The sequence below is a fragment of the Gluconacetobacter diazotrophicus PA1 5 genome (genome assembly GCF_000021325.1).
GTDB lineage: Bacteria > Pseudomonadota > Alphaproteobacteria > Acetobacterales > Acetobacteraceae > Gluconacetobacter > Gluconacetobacter diazotrophicus.
In genome coordinates this window covers 2,077,158-2,095,878 of record NC_011365.1, presented here as the reverse complement: position 1 = coordinate 2,095,878, position 18,721 = coordinate 2,077,158, and the positions used below count along the sequence as shown (strand labels likewise).

Annotated in this window: 16 protein-coding genes, 1 tRNA gene and 1 riboswitch; of the genes, 11 read left to right on the top strand and 6 right to left on the bottom strand. The window is 65.9% G+C overall.

Translation table 11 applies throughout. The annotated features are described in order from the left end of the window. Positions 1 to 105: 105 nt before the first annotated feature. Positions 106 to 1,047, bottom strand: coding sequence for a metallophosphoesterase family protein (locus tag GDIA_RS09465; RefSeq protein ID WP_012554022.1), 942 nt, complete (start codon positions 1,045 to 1,047; stop codon positions 106 to 108). 89 nt (positions 1,048 to 1,136) lie between these two features. Further along, positions 1,137 to 2,060, bottom strand: a complete 924-nt coding sequence (locus tag GDIA_RS09460; RefSeq protein WP_012554021.1) for a S1/P1 nuclease — start codon at positions 2,058 to 2,060, stop codon at positions 1,137 to 1,139. 484 nt (positions 2,061 to 2,544) lie between these two features. On the opposite strand from GDIA_RS09460, the gene GDIA_RS09455 reads away from it, so the two are divergent. The 3 genes from GDIA_RS09455 (at position 2,545) to GDIA_RS09445 (ending at position 7,432) form a co-directional block, all read left to right on the top strand. Then, complete coding sequence (locus GDIA_RS09455; RefSeq protein WP_043458854.1) at positions 2,545 to 4,815, top strand: TonB-dependent receptor; 2,271 nt, start codon at positions 2,545 to 2,547, stop codon at positions 4,813 to 4,815. A gap of 154 nt (positions 4,816 to 4,969) precedes the next feature. Then, positions 4,970 to 6,037: an IS481-like element ISGdi9 family transposase gene (locus GDIA_RS09450; RefSeq protein ID WP_012554019.1), complete on the top strand. Its 1,068-nt coding sequence runs from the start codon at positions 4,970 to 4,972 to the stop codon at positions 6,035 to 6,037. 144 nt (positions 6,038 to 6,181) lie between these two features. Then, positions 6,182 to 7,432 (top strand): MFS transporter, encoded by a 1,251-nt coding sequence (locus GDIA_RS09445; RefSeq protein WP_244410069.1) that lies wholly within the window; start codon positions 6,182 to 6,184, stop codon positions 7,430 to 7,432. A 160-nt stretch (positions 7,433 to 7,592) separates the two neighbouring features. On the opposite strand, the gene GDIA_RS09440 is transcribed toward GDIA_RS09445, so the two are convergent. After that, a tRNA-Arg gene (locus tag GDIA_RS09440) sits at positions 7,593 to 7,669 on the bottom strand. A gap of 196 nt (positions 7,670 to 7,865) precedes the next feature. Between GDIA_RS09440 and GDIA_RS09435 the strand changes: the two genes are divergently transcribed. Both GDIA_RS09435 and GDIA_RS09430 read left to right on the top strand, forming a co-directional pair. Further along, positions 7,866 to 8,729, top strand: coding sequence for a glycoside hydrolase family 16 protein (locus GDIA_RS09435; RefSeq protein ID WP_012224253.1), 864 nt, complete (start codon positions 7,866 to 7,868; stop codon positions 8,727 to 8,729). 45 nt (positions 8,730 to 8,774) lie between these two features. After that, positions 8,775 to 10,043 (top strand): acyltransferase family protein, encoded by a 1,269-nt coding sequence (locus tag GDIA_RS09430; RefSeq protein ID WP_012554017.1) that lies wholly within the window; start codon positions 8,775 to 8,777, stop codon positions 10,041 to 10,043. Here GDIA_RS09430 and GDIA_RS09425 read toward each other — a convergent pair. The 3 genes from GDIA_RS09425 to GDIA_RS09415 form a co-directional block, all read right to left on the bottom strand. Further along, positions 10,033 to 10,503: a PaaI family thioesterase gene (locus GDIA_RS09425; RefSeq protein WP_244410068.1), complete on the bottom strand. Its 471-nt coding sequence runs from the start codon at positions 10,501 to 10,503 to the stop codon at positions 10,033 to 10,035. The two genes, GDIA_RS09430 and GDIA_RS09425, sit on opposite strands and share 11 nt — an antisense overlap. A gap of 160 nt (positions 10,504 to 10,663) precedes the next feature. Beyond that, positions 10,664 to 11,836: a serine hydrolase domain-containing protein gene (locus GDIA_RS09420; protein ID WP_012224247.1), complete on the bottom strand. Its 1,173-nt coding sequence runs from the start codon at positions 11,834 to 11,836 to the stop codon at positions 10,664 to 10,666. Continuing rightward, positions 11,833 to 13,341 carry a sodium:solute symporter gene (locus GDIA_RS09415; RefSeq protein ID WP_012224245.1) on the bottom strand — a complete coding sequence of 503 codons (1,509 nt, stop codon included), beginning with the start codon at positions 13,339 to 13,341 and terminating at the stop codon, positions 11,833 to 11,835. Before GDIA_RS09415 ends, GDIA_RS09420 begins: the two co-directional genes overlap by 4 nt. Positions 13,342 to 13,463: 122 nt before the next feature. Here GDIA_RS09415 and GDIA_RS09410 point away from each other — a divergent pair, with 122 nt between their 5' ends. The 6 genes from GDIA_RS09410 (at position 13,464) to GDIA_RS09385 (ending at position 18,696) form a co-directional block, all read left to right on the top strand. Further along, entirely contained in the window at positions 13,464 to 13,670 is a 207-nt protein-coding gene (locus GDIA_RS09410; RefSeq protein ID WP_012554015.1) for an entericidin A/B family lipoprotein, read from the top strand. A gap of 156 nt (positions 13,671 to 13,826) precedes the next feature. After that, a riboswitch (FMN riboswitch) is annotated at positions 13,827 to 13,996 on the top strand. A 148-nt stretch (positions 13,997 to 14,144) separates the two neighbouring features. Beyond that, positions 14,145 to 15,245: a bifunctional diaminohydroxyphosphoribosylaminopyrimidine deaminase/5-amino-6-(5-phosphoribosylamino)uracil reductase RibD gene (gene ribD, locus GDIA_RS09405; RefSeq protein ID WP_012554014.1), complete on the top strand. Its 1,101-nt coding sequence runs from the start codon at positions 14,145 to 14,147 to the stop codon at positions 15,243 to 15,245. Further along, positions 15,227 to 15,844 (top strand): riboflavin synthase, encoded by a 618-nt coding sequence (locus GDIA_RS09400; protein WP_012224240.1) that lies wholly within the window; start codon positions 15,227 to 15,229, stop codon positions 15,842 to 15,844. The genes ribD and GDIA_RS09400 overlap by 19 nt, the downstream gene beginning before the upstream one ends. Then, the gene (gene ribB / locus GDIA_RS09395; protein ID WP_043458850.1) at positions 15,844 to 17,106 is read left to right on the top strand and encodes a 3,4-dihydroxy-2-butanone-4-phosphate synthase; all 1,263 of its coding nucleotides are present in this window, start codon (positions 15,844 to 15,846) and stop codon (positions 17,104 to 17,106) included. The genes GDIA_RS09400 and ribB overlap by 1 nt, the downstream gene beginning before the upstream one ends. A 33-nt stretch (positions 17,107 to 17,139) precedes the next feature. Next, a complete protein-coding gene (gene ribH, locus GDIA_RS09390; protein WP_012224236.1) occupies positions 17,140 to 17,622 on the top strand; it encodes a 6,7-dimethyl-8-ribityllumazine synthase in 483 nt (160 codons plus the stop codon). A 72-nt stretch (positions 17,623 to 17,694) separates the two neighbouring features. Then, positions 17,695 to 18,696, top strand: coding sequence for a lysylphosphatidylglycerol synthase domain-containing protein (locus GDIA_RS09385; protein WP_012224231.1), 1,002 nt, complete (start codon positions 17,695 to 17,697; stop codon positions 18,694 to 18,696). The last annotated feature ends 25 nt before the right edge of the window (positions 18,697 to 18,721 follow it).

The following is an 18,721-nucleotide window of genomic DNA, read 5'->3' as shown; positions in this document are numbered from 1 at the left end:
GATGATCCGGTCGATCAGTACCCGGATGTGTCCACGCGGCCAAGGGGGACAGGGCGGGGATTTTATGCGTCCTGGGTTCCCGCCGGCACGCGGAACCGGTCTCCGTCAGGTATTCTGGGGGGATATGGTCTGGAAACCATATGTCTCATAGCGGGTTTTCACGGTTCCGTTCGCGACGTCCACCACCATGAACCCTTCCGGGGTGCCGTAGCGCGTTCCGTGCCACCAATTGCCGCTGACGGCCCCGCCGGTGATGTAGGGCACACCATGCCAGTCGATCCGCTCCAGGATATGCGTATGGCCCTGGAACACGCCGATGACGTTGTACCGATCGAACAGCGGCAGAACCTCGTAGGCGTTGACGACGCTCAGGCCGTGATGGGCGGCCGGTCTGGCCGGCGGGGCCGCGTAGTCCTCGACAGCGGTGACGAGGGGGATATGTGTGACCACGATGATGGGCGTACCCTCGGGCTGCGCGGCCAGATCCTTTGCCAGCCATGCAAGCTGGACCGCGTCGATCCGTCCCTCGTAGGCGCGATCGGCCGTGATTCCGATCGAATCCAGGACCACCACGTGGACACCCTTGTGGTCGAACGCATAATAGAGGCGGCCGAAACTGTCCTCGAAATATTTCTTGCCATATAGCGGATCGGTCGGCCGCGCGCCGCTCTGGGTATAGACCCCGAAGCAGTCGTGATTGCCGATCGTGTGATGGACCGGCAGCGTCAGGTCGTCCGCCGTGCGCTTGTAGAGATCCATCAGCATCGTGGCGCGCCCGGCATTGACGCCCAGCGCGTCGAAGACGTGATCGCCGCCCTGGATCGCGAAATCCGCCGGCACCGACCGGGCCTTGGCAAACGCCATGTGGCACCCGCTGTTCGCGTTCAATTCCGGCTGGAGGTGCGTGTCGGTGATGAACAGGAAGGTGAACGGTTCATGCGCGCGCAGCGGCGGGCGGCTGGGCACCGACGCGAACGCGCCACCCGTGCCCGTCAGCGCCAGGCCTGCACCCAGCGCGAGAAAGGAACGTCGGTTAACGTGAAGCATGAACAGCGTACCCCGTATCAGGCATGGATCACCGGCCAGGAAGAAAACTGCGGATATTTTTGTAAAGATTCAACGGTTTCATAAATGTTTCACATTGTCGGAGACGGCAGTTTCAGATCCGCCAGCGATCGGTTCAGGACCCAGGCCAGGCGCACCCCGGCCTTTTCCAGTTGCAGCGTCGCGGTGTCGCGCGCGGCGGCGTCATAGCCCGGCGGCAGCGATACCGGCGCCGCGTCGGGATCGCATCCGCTCGGTGCGTCCAGGTGATAGGCGACGTCTCGTGCCAGGCTGAAGCTCTCCTCGGCCCATTGCCGCGCGTCACCCTGCGACCATTCGTTCTTCTGCGCGACCGTGATTCGCGAAAACAGCGTGTCGGCGAAATGGCGTGCGTCCGGGTCGATTTCGCTGACGGTCACCGAATCCCAGTAGCTGTGCAGATTGACGGTGCGCGGGCCGCCCATCGCCAGGCGCACGCAGTTGCCGCCCTTGTCGTGCCGGTCGGCCGCATGCAGCGGCTGATGAATGTCGCCAACGAAATGCACCACATATTTCAACGCCAGCACCCGTTCAGCCGGGGTTGTGGCGGGATCGGCCAGTTCGCGGGTGAACTCTTGAAGCTTGTTGACGACGCAATCCTGGGCCGGTCCGGTGCTGGCCGGCTGGGCGGAAGGAAATCCGTAGCACGCCTGCGCCAGATCGGGCCGGTCGATTTCCAGGTCGACGAAATGCCAGGAACCGGTTTCCTTGTGACCGGCGGCGCGCCACGCATCGGCCCAGCTCGCACGGGCCGCCAGGTCGGGCGCCGTCAATGTGTCATGGTCCTGTGCCAGGATGGCCGTGACCTTCTGCCGGGTATCCGGCGACAGATAATCCCAGGCCAGATCGGCGACGATCGCGTGGCCTTCCCGCCCCCAGGCGCGGGCGGCATGGTCCGGCAGCGTACCGGCCAGCGCCAGCAGACCCACGGCGAGCAGACGCGTCATGCCGCGCCGGAAGCGCGAATCGTGTGACATGCCGATTTTTCCTTCGATTTTCCCATTGATGGCCTGGAGTGCCGCACTCTCAAGCAGGCTCTAGTTAGAGGCCGGGCCGTGCCGAGGCCACTCCTTTTTTCCGGGACGGTCGCAAATTCGCAAAAGGCCGGGGACCTTGCCCGCGCCGGTGGGCGCTGAATCGCGGTTTTGTGAAGATTAAATGAAACTGCGATTCGGAATGGTGCAAATCGAAACAATTTTTAATAGATGGTCACGCAGACCGGCCTCGGGGGGTCGTCTTACAGAAATGTTTTGAAATACGGCCACACGGAATAGGGGATATTCCATGCGTTGTCGCTCGCTCTGGGCTTTCTTTTGTTGTTCGACTATCCTGACTTCCCATGCCCTGGCGCAAACGGGGGCACCGGCCGTGGTGTCGAGTGTTGCGCCCACCGCTGGCGCTCAGTCCAAGTCCCCGTCCCATCCCGGGAAGGCTCCATCGGACAATAATGACGCGCCTTCGATGATGGGGGCGACGGCGCCGACGGACGCCCGGGGCGAAGTCGTGGAGGTGCATGGTTCGCGCCATACCGCCGTGGGCGGCGGCATGATGACCCACGAGGATGCGGCGAAGTCCCGTTCCACGGTCACGGCCGAGTTCATCGCGAAGCAGACGCCGGGCCTGAACCCGATGCAGCTCATCCAGTATCTGCCGGGCGTGAATACGACATCGGTCGATCCGCTGGGCATCAATGGCGGCGAAATGACGATGCGCGGGCTCAACCAGAGCCAGATCGGTTTCACGCTGGAAGGCTTTCCGATCAACGATATCGGCAACTATGCCGTCTATCCGCAGGAAATCGTGGATTCCGAAAACCTGCGCATGATCAATGTCGAACAGGGTTCGGCCGACCTCGACAGTCCGCACATCAGCGCCACCGGCGGCGCGGTCGATATGTATCTTATCGACCCCACCGACCATTTCGGCGGCACCGTGGATGGAACCTACGGCAATTACAATTCCAGGCGGATTTTCGGCCGCGTCAATACCGGGTTCATCGGCAACACCAATCTCAAGGGCTTCGTGTCCTTCTCCGCCGCCGACGAACATTCCTGGCGTGGCCCGGGCGATCAGTCCAAGCTCCATGGCGAAACCAAATGGGTGAATGCCTGGGGCAATGGAAACGTGATTTCCTTCTCGCTGATCGGGAACCAGAGCGAAAGCACCCTGTTCCCGTCGATGTCGCTGGCGAACTGGAAGAAATACGGCGCCTACTATACCTATGACGTGAAATGGAATCCGAAGGCGCCGGATGCGAACTACTACCAACTGCATCGCAATCCGTTCACCAATATCTATGCCAGCGCGCCTTCGACCTTCACGCTGACGGACAACCTGACGCTGACCGAAACGCCGTATTTCTGGTACGGCAACGGGAACGGCGGCGGTGCGTACAACGAGAGCCTTACGAGCCAGCAGTGGGGCGCGCAGAGCCTGACGGGCTCCATCGGGCCTTATAATGCGTCCAATACCAAATCGATGCTGCTCTATAACCCCTCCAATACCCAGACCTATCGTCCAGGCGCCGTTACCAAGCTCAGCCTGCATACCGGGATCAACCGCCTGACGGTGGGGTACTGGTTCGAATATTCGAAGCAGTTGCAGACCGGCCCCTACAGTCTGGTCAACATGGCGACCGGCCAGCCCTACGACGAATATGGCGGCGGGCCCAACATGGTTCTCTCGAACGGGATGACGGCCGAGTACCGCGACACGCTGACGCAGACCCGCATCCATACGATGTTCATCGATGACAGCCTGTCGCTGCTGCACGGCCGGCTGACGATCGAAGGCGGGCTCAAATATGCCGTCGTCGACCGTGACGGGCATAATTTCCTGCCGGACACGTCGACCGGTCCTTATATCCATGGGTCGTGGCAGGAGCCGCTGCCGGCCGTGTCCATCCGCTACAAGATCAACGACGAAAACCAGCTCTTCGCGTCCTCAACGACCAATTTCCGTATTCCGATGAACACGTCGCTGTACGATTCCGGAGCCTACAAGCAGGGCGTCGGCTACACCGCGAAGGCCAATGCCGACACCAAGCCGGAAATTTCGATCTCGGAGGAATTCGGCTGGCGCTATCAGGGGCCGCTCCTCAACAGCACGCTCAGTTATTTCCATTATAACTTCACCAATCGGCTGTATACGCAGACGCTCATCGACCCGAGCGGCGCCATTTATACGCGCAGCATCAACGGTGGCGGCTCCCATGCCGACGGCGTCGATTTTGAAGTCGGGACGCGGCCGATCCTCTATCATCTCCGTCCCTATTTCTCGGCTGAATATGTCAATGCGCGGACGGACAGCAACGTGGGCGCCGGAAATGGCGACTATGTGTTCAGCAAGGGCAAGTTCGCGCCCCAGACACCGAAATATCAGCTCGCTTTCCACCTGGATTATGATGACGGTCACCTGTTCGGCGGTTTCGGCCTGAAATACGTCGCCAGGCAGTATTCCACCTTCAATAACGACCAGTCCATTCCGGACTACCTGACGATGGATGTGAATGCGGGCTACCGCTTCAAGGATGTCGGTCCGCTCAAGGCGCCGACCTTGCGGCTCAACCTGCAGAACATCACGAACAATCATTATCTGGGCTTCGTCCATGGTACGTCTGCCAACGCCCTGCCGACCACGGGTGTCTATGGAACGAAGATTGCCGGGGCCAGTACGTCCTTCGACGTCGCAGCGCCGTTCTTCGTCGGCGGCACGGCGAGCGTGGATTTCTGATCTGCCGGCCGGTGACCGATTTTTACGGTTGCCGGTTGTCCCCATCCCGTCGGCGTCCCACCGACGGCCGGACAGGCCGGATGTTCTGCTGACCTACGTGTTTGGTCCCGGGATTTGGTGGTGCATTATTTTCACATGAGTGGAAGGATGCGCTATGGGCCAGGTTCACCACGGAAGCGCCACGACGACAGCGGCAGTCCGTCGAGCGATACAACATAGTCAAGAGAGCCTGAGGGTTCTGGCGAAACGCTACGGGATCAACCCGAAGACGGTCGCCAAATGGAAGGGGCGGACCGATACGTCGGATCGACGCACCGGTCCGAAGGTCGCATCCTCAACCATCCTGTCGACCGAAGAAGAAGCGATCGTTGTGGCCTTCCGTCGCCATACCCTGCTGCCTCTTGATGATTGCCTTTATGCGCTTCAGGCGACGATCCCGCATCTGACGCGATCTTCCCTGCACCGTTGTTTTCAGCGCCATGGGATCAGCCGCCTGCCCGAGACCGAAGGCGACAAACCAAAACGGTCGAAGTTCAAGAGTTGTCCGATCGGCTATTTTCACATCGACATTGCTGAAGTCCGCACTGAAATGGGGCGCCTTTATCTTCTGGTGGCGATCGACCGGACCTCGAAATTCGCTTTTGTCCAATTGCACGAGAAAGCGACACGTCGCGTTGCCGGTGACTTCCTGCGTGCTCTGGCCGCTGCGGTTCCCTACCGCATCCATACCGTGCTGACCGATAACGGCACGCATTTTACCGATCCGGCCGGCAATGGATGGACACCCGAAGACATCAAGGCCATGCGGGCGGATGGTGTCCTGTTCCGGTGCCACTCTTTTGAACTGGCCTGTGCTGATCTCGATATCGAGCATCGACTGACAAAGCCGCGACATCCCTGGACGAATGGCCAGGTCGAGAGGATGAACCGCACGATCAAGGACGCCACCGTCAAGCGCTTCTACTACGAAACACATGACCAGTTGCGTCAACACCTCGCCGACTTCGTTACCGCCTACAATTTCGCCCGCAGGCTCAAGACCCTGCGCGGCCTCACTCCATATGAATTCATTTGTCAGCAGTGGGAAAAAGAACCATCACGGTTCATACATAATCCGCACCACCAAATCCCGGGACAAAACACCTACGTCGGCATGAACGAAGGCCCGTCATGGCTGAATGCCCGGGACGCCAGGCGGGCTCCGGTCGCCCGTAGCAGGTGAGTGGCATCTTGTGCGAATCTACTGATTCCAGCCATGCACCAAGATGGAGGCGATCATGACATCGAATAACCGCAGGCCGTCCGAACGATGGACCTGAGACCCGTTCCCTCAGGCTCGGAGCATGTGGGCGATGGGCCGCAGGGTATGAATGCAACCGGCCCCGAGGCGCATTCCGACGTTCCTCCCGCGCGGGGCTGGTCGCTCACCGTCACCCTGCTGCTCGGCGTGGCAGGCATGCTCGACTTCATCGACCGGTTCGTCTTCTCGACCGCCAACGACGCGATCAAGCACGACCTTCATCTCTCGGACGCGACGGTCGGCCTGCTGGGCGGGACCGCCTTCGCGCTGCTCTACGGCGTGATGATCCTGCCCTTCGCCCTGATCTCCGATCGCGGCTTCGCCGCGCGCATGGCGTCGATCGGCATTGCACTATGGAGTGTCGCCACCGCCCTGATGGGACGCACGCATGGAATCGCCGCCATGGCGACCACCCGCGTCTGCGTGGGACTGGGGCAGGCGGCGTTCTCGCCCTCCTCCGCAGCCCTGAATGCGGCGTATTCGACCCCCGCGAAGCGCAGCACGTCGTTCGCGATCTCCTACGGCGTGTCCTATCTTGGCTATATCATCGGGCTGGCGGGTGGTGGCTATCTGGTCGAGCACATCGGCTGGCGCGCGACCTTCGCGGCCGTCGGGCTTGCAGGGGTTCCGGTCGCGATCCTGATGCTGCTGTTCGTCCGCGAGCCGCGGATACCGCGGGCGAGCCGGGGCGGGGAATCCTGGCTCACGTTGCTCGCCAACCGGCCGTTGCGCGACCTGCTCCTCTACGGTGTCACCAGCCAGGTCGTGAGCTACGGCGTCACCTTGTGGGGCGTTTCCTTCTATATGCGGTCCTTCGGCCTGACGGCGGGCCAGGCCGGTACGTGGTTCGGCCTCGGGATCGGAATCGCGAGCGTCGTCGGGACCTTCATCGGCGGACCGATCGCCGACCGGGTAGCAAGACGCACCGGTTTCGGCGGCGCGATGCGCTTCGTCTTCTGGGCCTACCTCGTCTCCCAGCCCTTCCAGATCGTCCAGGTGCTGACGCACTCGCTCGATCTCTCGCTGACGATGCTGGTGCTGAGTGCGACGATCTCGGCTTTTTGCACCGGCCCGATCTACGGAGCAATCCCGAGCATCGTGCCGGCACATCGCCGCGCGGCGGCGGTGGGGCTGTATGCGCTGCTCGCCAACGCAATCGGTATCGGGCTCGGCCCCCCGCTCTTCGGCTGGATCAGCGATATGCTGACGCCGCATTTCGGCATCAACGCCCTGCGCATGTCGCTGCTGGTGGCCGCCATCCTCAGCTTCTGGCCGGCGGTCCACCTCTTCCAGTTGCAACGCCGGTTCCGGGGGTAGAGAACGGGGTGGGATGCCCCGCCCATCTTCAGGCCCTGATAGCGCGAGGATGGCGTGTGTCCGGTAATTCCGGCGGGGCGGCATGCGACTATACGAGTTCGCAAGCACACAGTCGCTTACCGGCCGAAACCGCTAATTTTGGAAAACTTTAAAAGGAGAATGGCGCACCCGAAAGGACTCGAACCTCTAACCCCCAGATTCGTAGTCTGGTGCTCTATCCAATTGAGCTACGGGTGCCGCTTGGGGCGCTGTTTAACCGAGTGCTGGGGAAACGGCAACCCCCTCCGGTTCATTTTTTTTCGTGTGGGTTTCGGTGGGGCGGGGTGGGGGTGGAACCGGGCGGGGTTCGGAGGGTTAGGCCCGTGGAGCATCCGCGCGGCGCGTTCGGGTCGTCGTCGGCGCGTGTCTTGAAGCGGGCAGCGAAAGGGGCGTCATGACCGGGTTCCGTCCATCTCATGTTCTCGTGATCGCCTGTCTGGTCTGCCTGGTCATGGCCGGGGGGGCGGCCCGGGCCGCTTCGGCCGGCGGTCTGCGGCTTTGCGGCGAGATGCCGGTCTTTCATGACGAGTTCGATGACCTCCGGCTCTCGGCCTGGCAGTTGGGGGGGGCGCGCTGGATCACCCATACCCCGTGGGGAGGGGATTTCGGGGATGCGCGGTTTACCGATCCCGGCCCGGGCTCCGCCTTTTCCGTCCATGACGGTATCCTGTCGATCGCGGCGCGCAAGGATGCCGCCGGGCGCTGGACGGCCGGCCTGCTGGCGTCGGCGGACGGGGCCGGCAACGGCTTCACGGCGATGTACGGATATTTCGAAACCCGCATGAAACTGCCGCCCGGCCCCGGTACATGGGTCGGGACATGGCTGAACGAATCGGCTCCGAAGGACTGGATGCTGCCGACCGTCGAAATCGACACGATCGAATATTATGGCCAGTTCACCGACGGGTTTCACACCACGGTCCATGTCTGGCACGGGCGGTCGTCACAGCCGGACGGGGGTGCCGGGACGATCATCAAGGTGCCGGCCCATTCCCTGGTCGATGATTTCCATACCTACGGCACGCTGGTCACACCGCGATGGATCACCTTCTACCTCGATCGCAAGGAAATCTGGCGCAGTCCGACCCCGCCGGAACACCGGTCGCCGTTCATGTTCCTGATCAACCTGGCGCTCGGTTCGGGCTGGCCGATCGACAAGACCCTGAATCCGGCCATCATGAAGGTGGATTACGCCCGCGTCTATCCGGCCGCCGATCCCGCCGCGTTCGCCCGTTGCCTGGTGGGACAGGCGCATTAGGACGACCCAGGTTTTCAGGTCCGTCTTGTTTCAAGGACGCAGAAGATGTTCGAAAGAGTCGTTTCAAACCTGGGTCGGCTGATCGGCACGATACCGGCGCTGTACAGGCGTCCGAAGGACGACACGAAATACAACCCCCAGATCGACGGGCTGCGCTGCCTGGCCGTCGCTTCGGTCCTGCTGTGGCATGGGGGATTGCGGATGGTGCGCCATGGCGACTGGATCGATCCCACCGGGCGGAACACGGGATCGCTGTACCGGTTCCTGCCACATGGCGAGATCGGGGTCGTCCTGTTCTTCATGATCAGCGGACTGATCATCGCAAAACCGTTCCTGAGCCAGCCCGATCGCCGGATCGTACTGGGCAAATTCTACTACCGCCGTATTCACAGGATCTATCCGCCCTACATCATTGCGCTTGTCCTGTTCAGCATTCCCGTGTTCCTGGATTTCGTTCACGCCAACCATGCATGGGTGATTTCTCCGACCGAGAGTTTCCTGGCCAGCCTGTTCTATGTTCACGGAATCGTCTGGAATGCGTCCTCGATGTTCATTCCTCCGCTGTGGTCGCTGGAGGTCGAGGTGCAGTTCTACCTGCTGTTTCCCCTTATGATGTGGATCTACCGGGCCATGGGGCCGTCGCGGATCGCGGCGACGATGACGGCCATGGTGCTGTATGTCGCGGTTTTGGGGTACGTCCATAGCGTGTTCCCGTTCGACGGGCGGTTCCGCTATGGCGTTTTTGCACATCTTCCTTATTTCGTCATGGGAATCGTTGTCGCCGACCTTGTCCAGACCTATGGTTACGCCATGCGGACCAGCCCGCGCCGGTTCGACCTGGTTTTTGCCGTGGGCATCGTCCTGTTCCTGCTGGTCGGGCTGGCATTTACCCGGGTCAATGCCGAAGCGCGGCAGGCCGTGCCCTATAGCGGGCTGGAGGCCGCTGCGATCGTCGCCTGCGCCCTGGTGATGCTGGGTGCCATGTATGGCGGACGATGCCGGAGGATCTTTGCGAATTCGTGGATCTGCCTGACCGGGACGATGTGTTATTCGATCTATCTGGTGCATGTGCCGCTGATGGAAGCCATCGAGCGGCTGGTTCTGCATCATCTGCCGCTGGAATCGGTCGTGCCCTGGTGGGCCGTGGATGCGATGATCCTGTTTCCTTCGGTATGGGTCGCCGGTCTGGCGTATTATATCCTTGTGGAACGGCCCTTCATGAATCGGGAAACGCGTCCTGCTCCGGTCGTTCCGGCCGGGGGGACGCCGGTCGAGGGGGCGCCGGCGTTGCGGGTCTCGGGCCCTACGGCGTAACCCCGCCCCGGGCGGGTATGGCATGGTCCAGCAGGGCGCGCAGCATCGCCCCGGTATCAGGGGCGGCATCGGGGCGCTGCGGCGTGCGGTGGTAGGTTGCGTTGGCGCGCACGGCCGGTGTGCCCTCGACGGTTGCCAGGCCCTGGACGAAGACCAGGCTGCGTGTGATGCGCAATGTTTCCGACCGCAGTTCGACCCAGGCGCCGTGCGCGACCGGCGTCAGGAAATCCAGCCCCAGCGACACGGTGGGCAGGAAATCGGTCCGCAGATCCTCGCGGAACAGGGCGGCCAGCGCCAGATAGACGTCGCAGACGGTGGCCAGCTTGCCCCCGTGGCAGATCCCGCCCCGGTTGCAGAATGCGGTCGTGACCCGAAACCCCCCGATCAGTTCACCGGCTTCCAACCCCACCAGGAAGCCGCCGCTTGCGGTGTTGAACCCGCCGGGAAAGGGTTCAGGCATGGGTATGAAGCCGGGCGGGGGCGGCAGTGTGTCCTTGCCCGTGTCTGTGTCCGTGTCTGGGGCCATGCCGGATCTCCGTCGTGGCGGGTATGGCGGTGTTACGCGCCAGCGTCGTCGCGGGATGCCGGGCGGGCGCAAAACACTGCGTGACCGGGGCCCGTTACGTCGCCAGCAGGATTCGCGCGGCTTCGGTGGCGACATCGTGGCGCAGGCGCACGATGCCGCGGCCGCCGCCGCCGCTGGGGTGCACCCGGTTGGTCAGGATCAGCACGAAACTGTCGCTGGCCGGGTCCATCCACAGCGACGTGCCGGTGAATCCGGTATGGCCGAACGAGCCCACGGGGAAGATATCGCCGCGCGGCGTGGAATAATGGGTGCGGATGTCCCACCCGATGCCGCGCAGGTCCGGCTTGCCGGCGGGCTGCTGGGGCGTGGTCATCAATACCAGGGTTTCGGGCTTCAGCGGATAGGCGCTGGGCCGTCCGGCCCGCCGGTCCAGCAGCGCCTGGGCGTAGATGCTCATGTCGGCGGCGTTGGAGAACAGGCCGGCATGGCCCGCCACGCCGCCCATCCGCCGCGCCGTCGGGTCGTGGACGATTCCGCGCAGCATGACCCCGTCCGCATCGAACTGGGTCGGCGCAATGGCGGGGCGCCATGCGGCGGGGGGCAGGAAGCGCGAATGGGTCATGCCCAGCGGGTCCAGCACGCGTTCCTGCACGGTGCGGTCCAGGGGCTGGTGCGACAGATGTTCGACCAGAAGCCCCACCGTGATGAAATTGATGTCGCTGTAGACGAACCGCTCGCCCGCCGGGTGGTCGGGGCGCGTGTCCATCACGCGGCGCACGGCTTCGTCCTTGCCGGTCCAGGATGTGGACAGGTCCAGGTCGGGCGGCAGGCCCGAATAATGGGTCAGCAGGTGGCGGATCGTGATGTCCGCTTTGCCGTTGCGTGCGAAATCCGGCAGGTACCGGCAGACCGGGTCGTCCAGCCGGAAGGCCCCGGCCTCGAAGAACTGCATGGCCGCGACCGTGGTCGCCACCGGCTTGGTCAGCGACGCCATGTCGTACAGCGTGCCCTCGTCCAGCGGCTCTGCCGTGGGCAGCAGGGCACGCCTACCATAGGCTTGGTGATGGACGATCGCCCCGCCATGCGCGATGACGACGACCGCGCCGGGAATCTGCCTGTCCGCGATCGCACGGTCCACCAGCCGGTCGACCGGGGCGAACGGGCGGGCGGGGGCGGCGGCGCATCCGGCGGCCAGTCCCGCGCCTCCGGCCGCGACCATCGCCCGCAGGATCGTCCGGCGGCCAAGATCCGTCATGGCGTCTGTCATGGTGTCGGCCGCTCCGTCGGCTGGTCGGTGGGGATGGGGTCCGGGCGCAGGCGGCAGGCGCCGCCGATCGCCAGGCTGGCCGCCACGCCGATCGGGACCAGCCAGGGAAAGGCGATGGCGTGTCCCCCGGGATGCACGCCCAGGATCAGCGCCGTCATGATCGCCAGCGTGCCCAGGAAGGCCGCGACCGCATCGCGCTGCCGCGCGCCGCGGACCAGCAGGCCCAGCAGGAACGCGCCCAGCAGCGCCCCGTAGGAATAGCCCGCGATCGACAGGCCGAAGATCACCACCGACTGGCCGGTGGCCGAGAAGCACGACGCCGTGACGACCAGCATCACCGCCCACGCGGCGGTAATGGCCCGCGACAGCGCCACCGCGCCGGATCGCCGCGTCAGGCGGGTGGGCAGCAGGTCCGACAGGGTCGATGCCGTCATGGCGTTCAGCGCCGAGGCCAGCGATCCCATCGTCGCGCTGACGATCCCCGCGATCAGCAGCCCCGCCAGGGCCGGCGGTAGGTCGCGGGCGATGAAGGCGGGAAACAGCGCGTCGGGCGAGGGCAGGCCCAGCGCCGCCGGCGATGCCCCGCCATGGCGGAGCCATAGCAGCACCCCCACCGCCGACAGCAGGCCGAACAGCAGCGTGACGACGATGGCGCTGCCGATCATCGCGGCCTGGGCCGCGCGCAGCGACCGGGCCGCCAGCACCCGCTGGACCATCAACTGGTCCGTGCCGTGCGACGCCATGGACATGATGGCCCCGCCGACGATCGCCGTGACCGGGGCGTAGGGCGAGGTCAGGATCGCGCCCCCCCGCTGGAACAGCGCGAACCGCCCCGCCAGCCAGGCCGCGTGCAGCGATGTCATGTCGAGCGATCCGGCGGCATCCCGGGGCAGCAGCAGGGCGACGCAGAACGCGGCCCCTGCGGCATACACGCCGAACTGGATGCTGTCGGACCACACGACGGCCCGCAACCCGCCGATGGCGGTATAGAGCGCGGTCAGCGCCGTCAGCCCGATCAGCACCGGCATGCGCCCCGCCGGCAGGTGCGCCGCCGCCAGCAGCGCGCAGATCGGCAGGGTGGAGGCGAACAGCCGCACGCCCTCGGCCAGCAGCCGGGTCAGGAGGAACGCGCCGGCCGCCAGGCGCTGCATGTCCCGTCCGAACCGGTGGCCCAGATATTGATACGCGCTGGCCAGGCTGCCCCCGGGGCCGCCCCGCATGTAGAGCGGCAGCAGGATGCGCGCCACCGCGATCCGCCCGACCAGATAGCCCAGCCCCAGCCCGACGAAGACCATCCCGCCGCCATAGGCCACGCCGGGGACGCTGACGATGGTCAGGGTCGATGTCTCGGTCGCGACGATCGACAGGCAGATCGCCCAGGTCGGCATGTCGTGGCGGCCGGCCAGATAGTCGGCCGCGACATGGCGGCCGCGCGACAGGCCCAGCGACACGGCGGCCAGGACCAGCAGGTACAGGCCGATGATGACGGGTTCGGCGTGGGGCATGGCGGCGCGGTGGTACTCCCGTGGCGGGGGGCAGGGCAGGGGAAGGGGCCGAGGGGGGCGGGTCGGGAACTTTGGCCCTTCGCCGGGGTTTGCGAGGATATCAACCTATAGAGGAGGTTTTCATGCATCACGACCGTTTTCCGGCATCCAGCCTGTCCCGTGCTGCGTTGCTGGTGGTGGCGATGCTCGGCCTGGCGGGGGGATTGACCGCGTGCAACACGGTCCGCGGGGCGGGCCAGGATGTCAGCTCGGTCGGCCATGATGTGTCGCGTGGGGCGAACGCCTCGCAGAACGCGATCACCAAGTCGACGGGGGCGTCGCCCCGGTAATTCATGCCCTGAACGGCGGCCGGAACGGGACGCGCGCGCGTCCCGTTCCGCATTCCGTCCGGCATTGCCCGCGTGGCAGGCCCGCAGATGGGCCTTGCATTTCCACCGGTCCTTTCCCAATAATAAAAACGTTCCGGTCCTTGCGGCCGGTCGAATTGACGTTCTCGGGGCGGGGTGAAAGTCCCCACCGGCGGTATTTGCGCCCGGTCATCAGGCCGGGGTGCATCAGCCCGCGAGCGCCCGCCAGGCCTTTGGGCATGGCGGGGACAGCAGATCCGGTGTGATTCCGGAGCCGACGGTTACAGTCCGGATGATAGAGAACGATGCCCGCCCGGGCGTGCCGCGCTGTGTCGTGGTGCGTCGGCGGGTCCGTACGCCCTGGGTCCGTCCGGATGGATGGGACCGTTCGTGTTGGCTGCGCACTTGCGAGATTCGGGGACCGTGGAGGCCGCGCATGACGCGGCCGGCCGTTCCGTGTCCGCTGCCGCCCTCGCCCCCCCTGTCGATCCGGCCCGCATCGCGCGGGCCTTCCGTGCCGCGCTGGCCGAGGCCGCGCGGTATATGGGTGCCACCGCCCCCAACCCCCCCGTCGGCTGCGCCATCCTGGACGCGCGTGGCGAGATCCTGACCGTCGCCGCCCATCACCGGGCCGGCGCCCCGCATGCCGAGGCCCTGGCCCTGCGCCAGTGCGCGGAACAGGGGCTGATGGATCGCGCGTCGGTGGCCGTCGTGACCCTCGAACCCTGCAACCATACCGGCCGCACCGGCCCGTGTTCCGAGGCGATCCTGGCCTCGCCCATTCGCACGGTCTGGGTGGGCGCCGCCGATCCCAATCCCCGCGTGGCCGGGGGCGGGGCCGCCCGGCTGCGCGCGGCGGGCTGCGCCGTGTATGTGCTGGGGGAAGCGGGGGGCGAGCTGCTCCCCGATCCGTTCCCCGAACTGGCCGCTGCGTGCCGGGCGCTGATCGCCCCCTTCGTGCACTGGTCGCGGACCGGTCGCGCGTGGCTGACGGTCAAGCAGGCGGTCGATGCGGACGGATCGATGATCCCGCCGGCCGGGCGGACGACCTTTACCTCCGACGCCGCGCTGACGCTGGCGCACCGGTTGCGCCGGGCGACCGATGCCGTCGTGACCGGCAGCGGCACCGTGCTGGCCGACCGGCCGGGCCTGGATGTGCGGCGCGTGGCCGACCATGCGGACCGGGCCGCGCGGCCGCTGGTCGTCTGCGACCGGCGGGGGCGGGTGCCGGAGGACTGGCGCGCCGCCGCCAGGGGGCGCGGGTTCGACGTGCGGACCTGCGACGATATCACCCGGCTACCCGCGATGCTGGGGGCCGACGGCGTGCTGTGGGCGCTGGTCGAGGCCGGGCCGGCCCTGCTGGATGCGCTGCGCGCGGCGGGGCTGTGGGATGACTGGCTGACCATCGGGGTCGGCCCGGACGGGACGGAACGGATGGATGTCGCCGTCCGCTGCGGCACGGATACGCCGCTGCGCCTGTTCGCGGAACTGGCGGCGCCGGGGACGGCACATCCAGGGACGGTACATGGGGAGGAAGCATGTTTTCCGGCATCATAGAGCATCTGGGCACCGTCACGGCGGCGCGGCGCGGCGACCGGTCGCTGCATGTCGCGGTGGCCACGGGCATCGGCGACCTGTCGATGGGCGAGAGCATCGCCGTCAACGGCGTGTGCCTGACGGTGACCGCCTATGACGCGGCGGGCAATGCCTCCTTCTTCATCAGTTCGGAGACCCTGGAGCGCACCAGCCTGGGCCGCCTGGCCGAAGGCAGCCGCGTGAACCTGGAACGCGCCGTCACGCCGGCCACGCGCCTGTCGGGCCATATCGTGCAGGGCCATGTGGACGGCACGGCGCGCCTGCTGTCGGTCGAGGATGCGGGCGAATCCCGGCGCATCGTCTTCGGCATCCCGGCCGCGCTGCGCCGCTATCTGGTCGAGAAGGGTTCGATCACCCTGGACGGCATCAGCCTGACGCTGAACGAGATCGGCGAGGTCGGAACGGGTGCGGGCGGCGCGGAGGAATTCCCCGTCGCGCTGATGATCATTCCCCATACCTGGACCCATACCACGCTGGGCACCCTGTCGCCCGGCGATGGCGTGAATGTCGAGGTCGATGTCATCGCGAAATATGTGGAGACCCTATGCCAGTACCGGTGATGAGTCCCGGCCTGCGGACCGCGGTGGCGGCGATCCGGGCGGGCGGCATGGTGATCCTGGTCGATGACGAGGATCGCGAGAACGAGGGCGACCTGGTGATGGCCGCCGACATGGTCACGCCGCAGGCGATCAATTTCATGGTCACGCACGGGCGCGGCCTGGTCTGCCTGCCGCTGGAGGCCGAACGGGTCGAGCAGCTTGGCCTGTCGATGATGACGCAGGTGAATACCTGCCCGCGCGAGACCGCCTTCACGGTGTCGATCGAGGCGCGCGAGGGTGTGGAGACCGGCATTTCCGCCGCCGACCGCGCCCGGACCATCCAGGTCGCGGTGGCGGACGGCGCGGGACCTGCCGACCTGGTGTCGCCCGGGCATATCTTCCCGCTGCGCGCGGTGCCGGGCGGGGTGCTGGCCCGCAACGGTCATACCGAGGCCTCGATCGAACTGGCGCGCATGGCGGGCCGCGCGCCGTCCGCCGTGATCTGCGAGATCATGAACGAGGACGGGTCCATGGCGCGGATGTCCGACCTGCGCCCCTATGCCGAGCGGCACGGGCTGCCGATCCTGTCGATCGCGGAACTGGTGTCGTGGATGAAGACCCAGGCCGGACAGGCATCCGGGCAGGCCGCTGGCGATTCCGGGGAACGGATCGAGACGGTCGCCGAGGCCGCGCTGCCGAGCTGCTATGGCGGCGAGGACCTGATGATCCACGCCTTCCGCGCCGCCGATGGGACCGAGCACGTGGCGCTGGTCAAGGGCGATCCCGCCGCCGCCGGCGCGGTGCCGCTGGTGCGGCTGCATTCGGAATGCGTCACGGGCGACGCGCTGGGCTCGCTGCGCTGCGATTGCGGGGCGCAGCTCCAGACCGCGCTGGCGCGTATCGGCGCGGCGGAAAGCGGGGTCCTGCTGTATCTGCGCGGGCATGAGGGGCGCGGTATCGGCCTGGCGAACAAGATCCGTGCCTATGCGCTGCAGGATCGCGGGCTGGACACGGTGGACGCCAATCACCGCCTGGGCTTCGAGACCGATGCGCGGGACTGGAGCGCCGCCGGCGCCATCCTGCGCACGCTTGGCGTGCGGACGCTGGACCTGATGACCAACAACCCGGCCAAGGTCGTGGCGGTGGAGCGGCACGGCTTTACCGTGCGCGAGCGCGTCGCGGTCGAGATCCCGCCCAATCCCTTCAACCGCGCCTATCTGGACGCCAAGCGTACCCGGATGGGACACCATCTCTGCTCCACCGTCAGCGCGGCGGCCGAGTGAGGCGCCGCAGACCACCGACCGGATAGAATCGACATGAGCACCAATACGCCGTCTTCCTCGCCCGACCTGACCTTCGCGCGGCCGCCGCGCCTGGCGATCGTGGTCAGCCGCTTCAACGAAACCGTCACCCACGGCCTGCGCGACGGGGCGCTGGAATGGCTGGGCGAGCACGGCATCACCGTCGCGGACGACGACGTACTGTATGCCCCGGGCGCCTACGAACTGCCGCTTCTGGCCCAGACGCTGGCCCGTACCGGCCGCTATGAAGGGGTGATCTGCCTGGGCTGCGTGATCAAGGGCGACACGGCGCATTTCGAATTCATCAGCCTGGGCGCCGCGATCGGCCTGATGCAGGCCTCGCTGGCGACCGAGATCCCGGTCGCGTTCGGGGTGCTGACCACCTACACCGACGAACAGGCCGTGCTGCGCTCGCGCACCGACGAACATAACAAGGGGCGCGAGGCCGCGGCCGCCTGCGTCGAAAGTCTGGCCTTGATACGCAAAATCAAGGGCTGATACGCTGGCCTGACACGGGTCGGCGCCACCGCCGGCCCATGGTCCCGGGGGGCCGGGCGGCGGGGGCGCGGAATGAAGCTGGTGACGTTGACGGCCGGACTGTTCGGGGTCGCGCTGACGGTCTGGCTCCTATCCCGCTTCGGCGTCCACGCAATCGCGCATCTGGTGGCCCAGGGGGGCTGGGGCATCCTGGCCGCCATCCTGTTCCATACCGTGCAGGTCCTGCTGTCCGCCGGGTCGTGGCGGGCGATCGCGGGCCAGGACCGGGCCGGCCTGCCGCTGCGCGATTACGTCGCCCTGCGCTGCGTGCGCGAGGGTGTGAACAACCTGCTTCCCGTCGCCCAGGTGGGGGGCGAGGTCATATCGGCCCGCCTGCTGGCCCGGCGTGGGGTCGGGCTGCGCCGGGCCGCCGCCGCGACGATCTGCGACCTGACGATCGAGCTGCTCAGCCAGGTCGTCTTCACCCTGCTGGGGCTGGGCCTGCTGCTCTGCCTCGTCAAACGCTCCACGGTTACTGATGAACTGGTCGAAAGCGCGGGGGTCGCGCTGGTGCTGGGGGCGGTCTGCCTGGGCAGCCAGTGCCTGGGGGCGGTGTCGCTCATCGAACGGCTGCTGGTGCGCATCGCTGCCCACCTGGGATGGACGGGCGTCGAGGGCATTCGTGGACTGCATGGCGAGATCATGGGCCTGTACACCGCCCCGGGCCGCGCGTTTCGGGCAGGGGTCTATCAACTGGTCGCATGGTCGCTGGGTGCGGTCGAAGTCTGCCTGATCCTGCATTTCATGGGCCATGACCGGTCGCTGACCAGCGGTTTCGTGATCGAAAGCGTGGGCCAGGCCGCCAAGTCGGTGGGCTTTGCCGTGCCCGGCGCGCTGGGCGTGTCCGAGGGCGGGTTCATCCTGATCGGCAGCCTGTTCGGCCTGCCGCCGGCGGTCTCGATCGGCCTGTCGCTGATCAAGCGGCTGCGCGAGATCGCCTGGGGCCTGCCCGCGCTGGCCGGCTGGCAGTGGATGGAAACCCACTGGCGGGGCCCCAGCAAGCTGGATCACGGTATCGGCCTGCCCGGCCATTAGGGGCGGGGGGGCATGTACCTAAGTA

What these genes read in the sequence shown, in the direction of transcription:
- GDIA_RS09465 (WP_012554022.1), bottom strand. Translation starts at nt 1,047, where the DNA reads ATGCTTCACGTTAACCGACGTTCCTTTCTCGCGCTGGGTGCAGGCCTG.
- GDIA_RS09460 (WP_012554021.1), bottom strand. Translation starts at nt 2,060, where the DNA reads ATGTCACACGATTCGCGCTTCCGGCGCGGCATGACGCGTCTGCTCGCC.
- GDIA_RS09455 (WP_043458854.1), top strand. Translation starts at nt 2,545, where the DNA reads ATGATGGGGGCGACGGCGCCGACGGACGCCCGGGGCGAAGTCGTGGAG.
- GDIA_RS09450 (WP_012554019.1), top strand. Translation starts at nt 4,970, where the DNA reads ATGGGCCAGGTTCACCACGGAAGCGCCACGACGACAGCGGCAGTCCGT.
- GDIA_RS09445 (WP_244410069.1), top strand. Translation starts at nt 6,182, where the DNA reads ATGAATGCAACCGGCCCCGAGGCGCATTCCGACGTTCCTCCCGCGCGG.
- GDIA_RS09435 (WP_012224253.1), top strand. Translation starts at nt 7,866, where the DNA reads ATGACCGGGTTCCGTCCATCTCATGTTCTCGTGATCGCCTGTCTGGTC.
- GDIA_RS09430 (WP_012554017.1), top strand. Translation starts at nt 8,775, where the DNA reads ATGTTCGAAAGAGTCGTTTCAAACCTGGGTCGGCTGATCGGCACGATA.
- GDIA_RS09425 (WP_244410068.1), bottom strand. Translation starts at nt 10,503, where the DNA reads ATGCCTGAACCCTTTCCCGGCGGGTTCAACACCGCAAGCGGCGGCTTC.
- GDIA_RS09420 (WP_012224247.1), bottom strand. Translation starts at nt 11,836, where the DNA reads ATGACAGACGCCATGACGGATCTTGGCCGCCGGACGATCCTGCGGGCG.
- GDIA_RS09415 (WP_012224245.1), bottom strand. Translation starts at nt 13,341, where the DNA reads ATGCCCCACGCCGAACCCGTCATCATCGGCCTGTACCTGCTGGTCCTG.
- GDIA_RS09410 (WP_012554015.1), top strand. Translation starts at nt 13,464, where the DNA reads ATGCATCACGACCGTTTTCCGGCATCCAGCCTGTCCCGTGCTGCGTTG.
- GDIA_RS09400 (WP_012224240.1), top strand. Translation starts at nt 15,227, where the DNA reads ATGTTTTCCGGCATCATAGAGCATCTGGGCACCGTCACGGCGGCGCGG.
- ribB (WP_043458850.1), top strand. Translation starts at nt 15,844, where the DNA reads ATGAGTCCCGGCCTGCGGACCGCGGTGGCGGCGATCCGGGCGGGCGGC.
- ribH (WP_012224236.1), top strand. Translation starts at nt 17,140, where the DNA reads ATGAGCACCAATACGCCGTCTTCCTCGCCCGACCTGACCTTCGCGCGG.
- GDIA_RS09385 (WP_012224231.1), top strand. Translation starts at nt 17,695, where the DNA reads ATGAAGCTGGTGACGTTGACGGCCGGACTGTTCGGGGTCGCGCTGACG.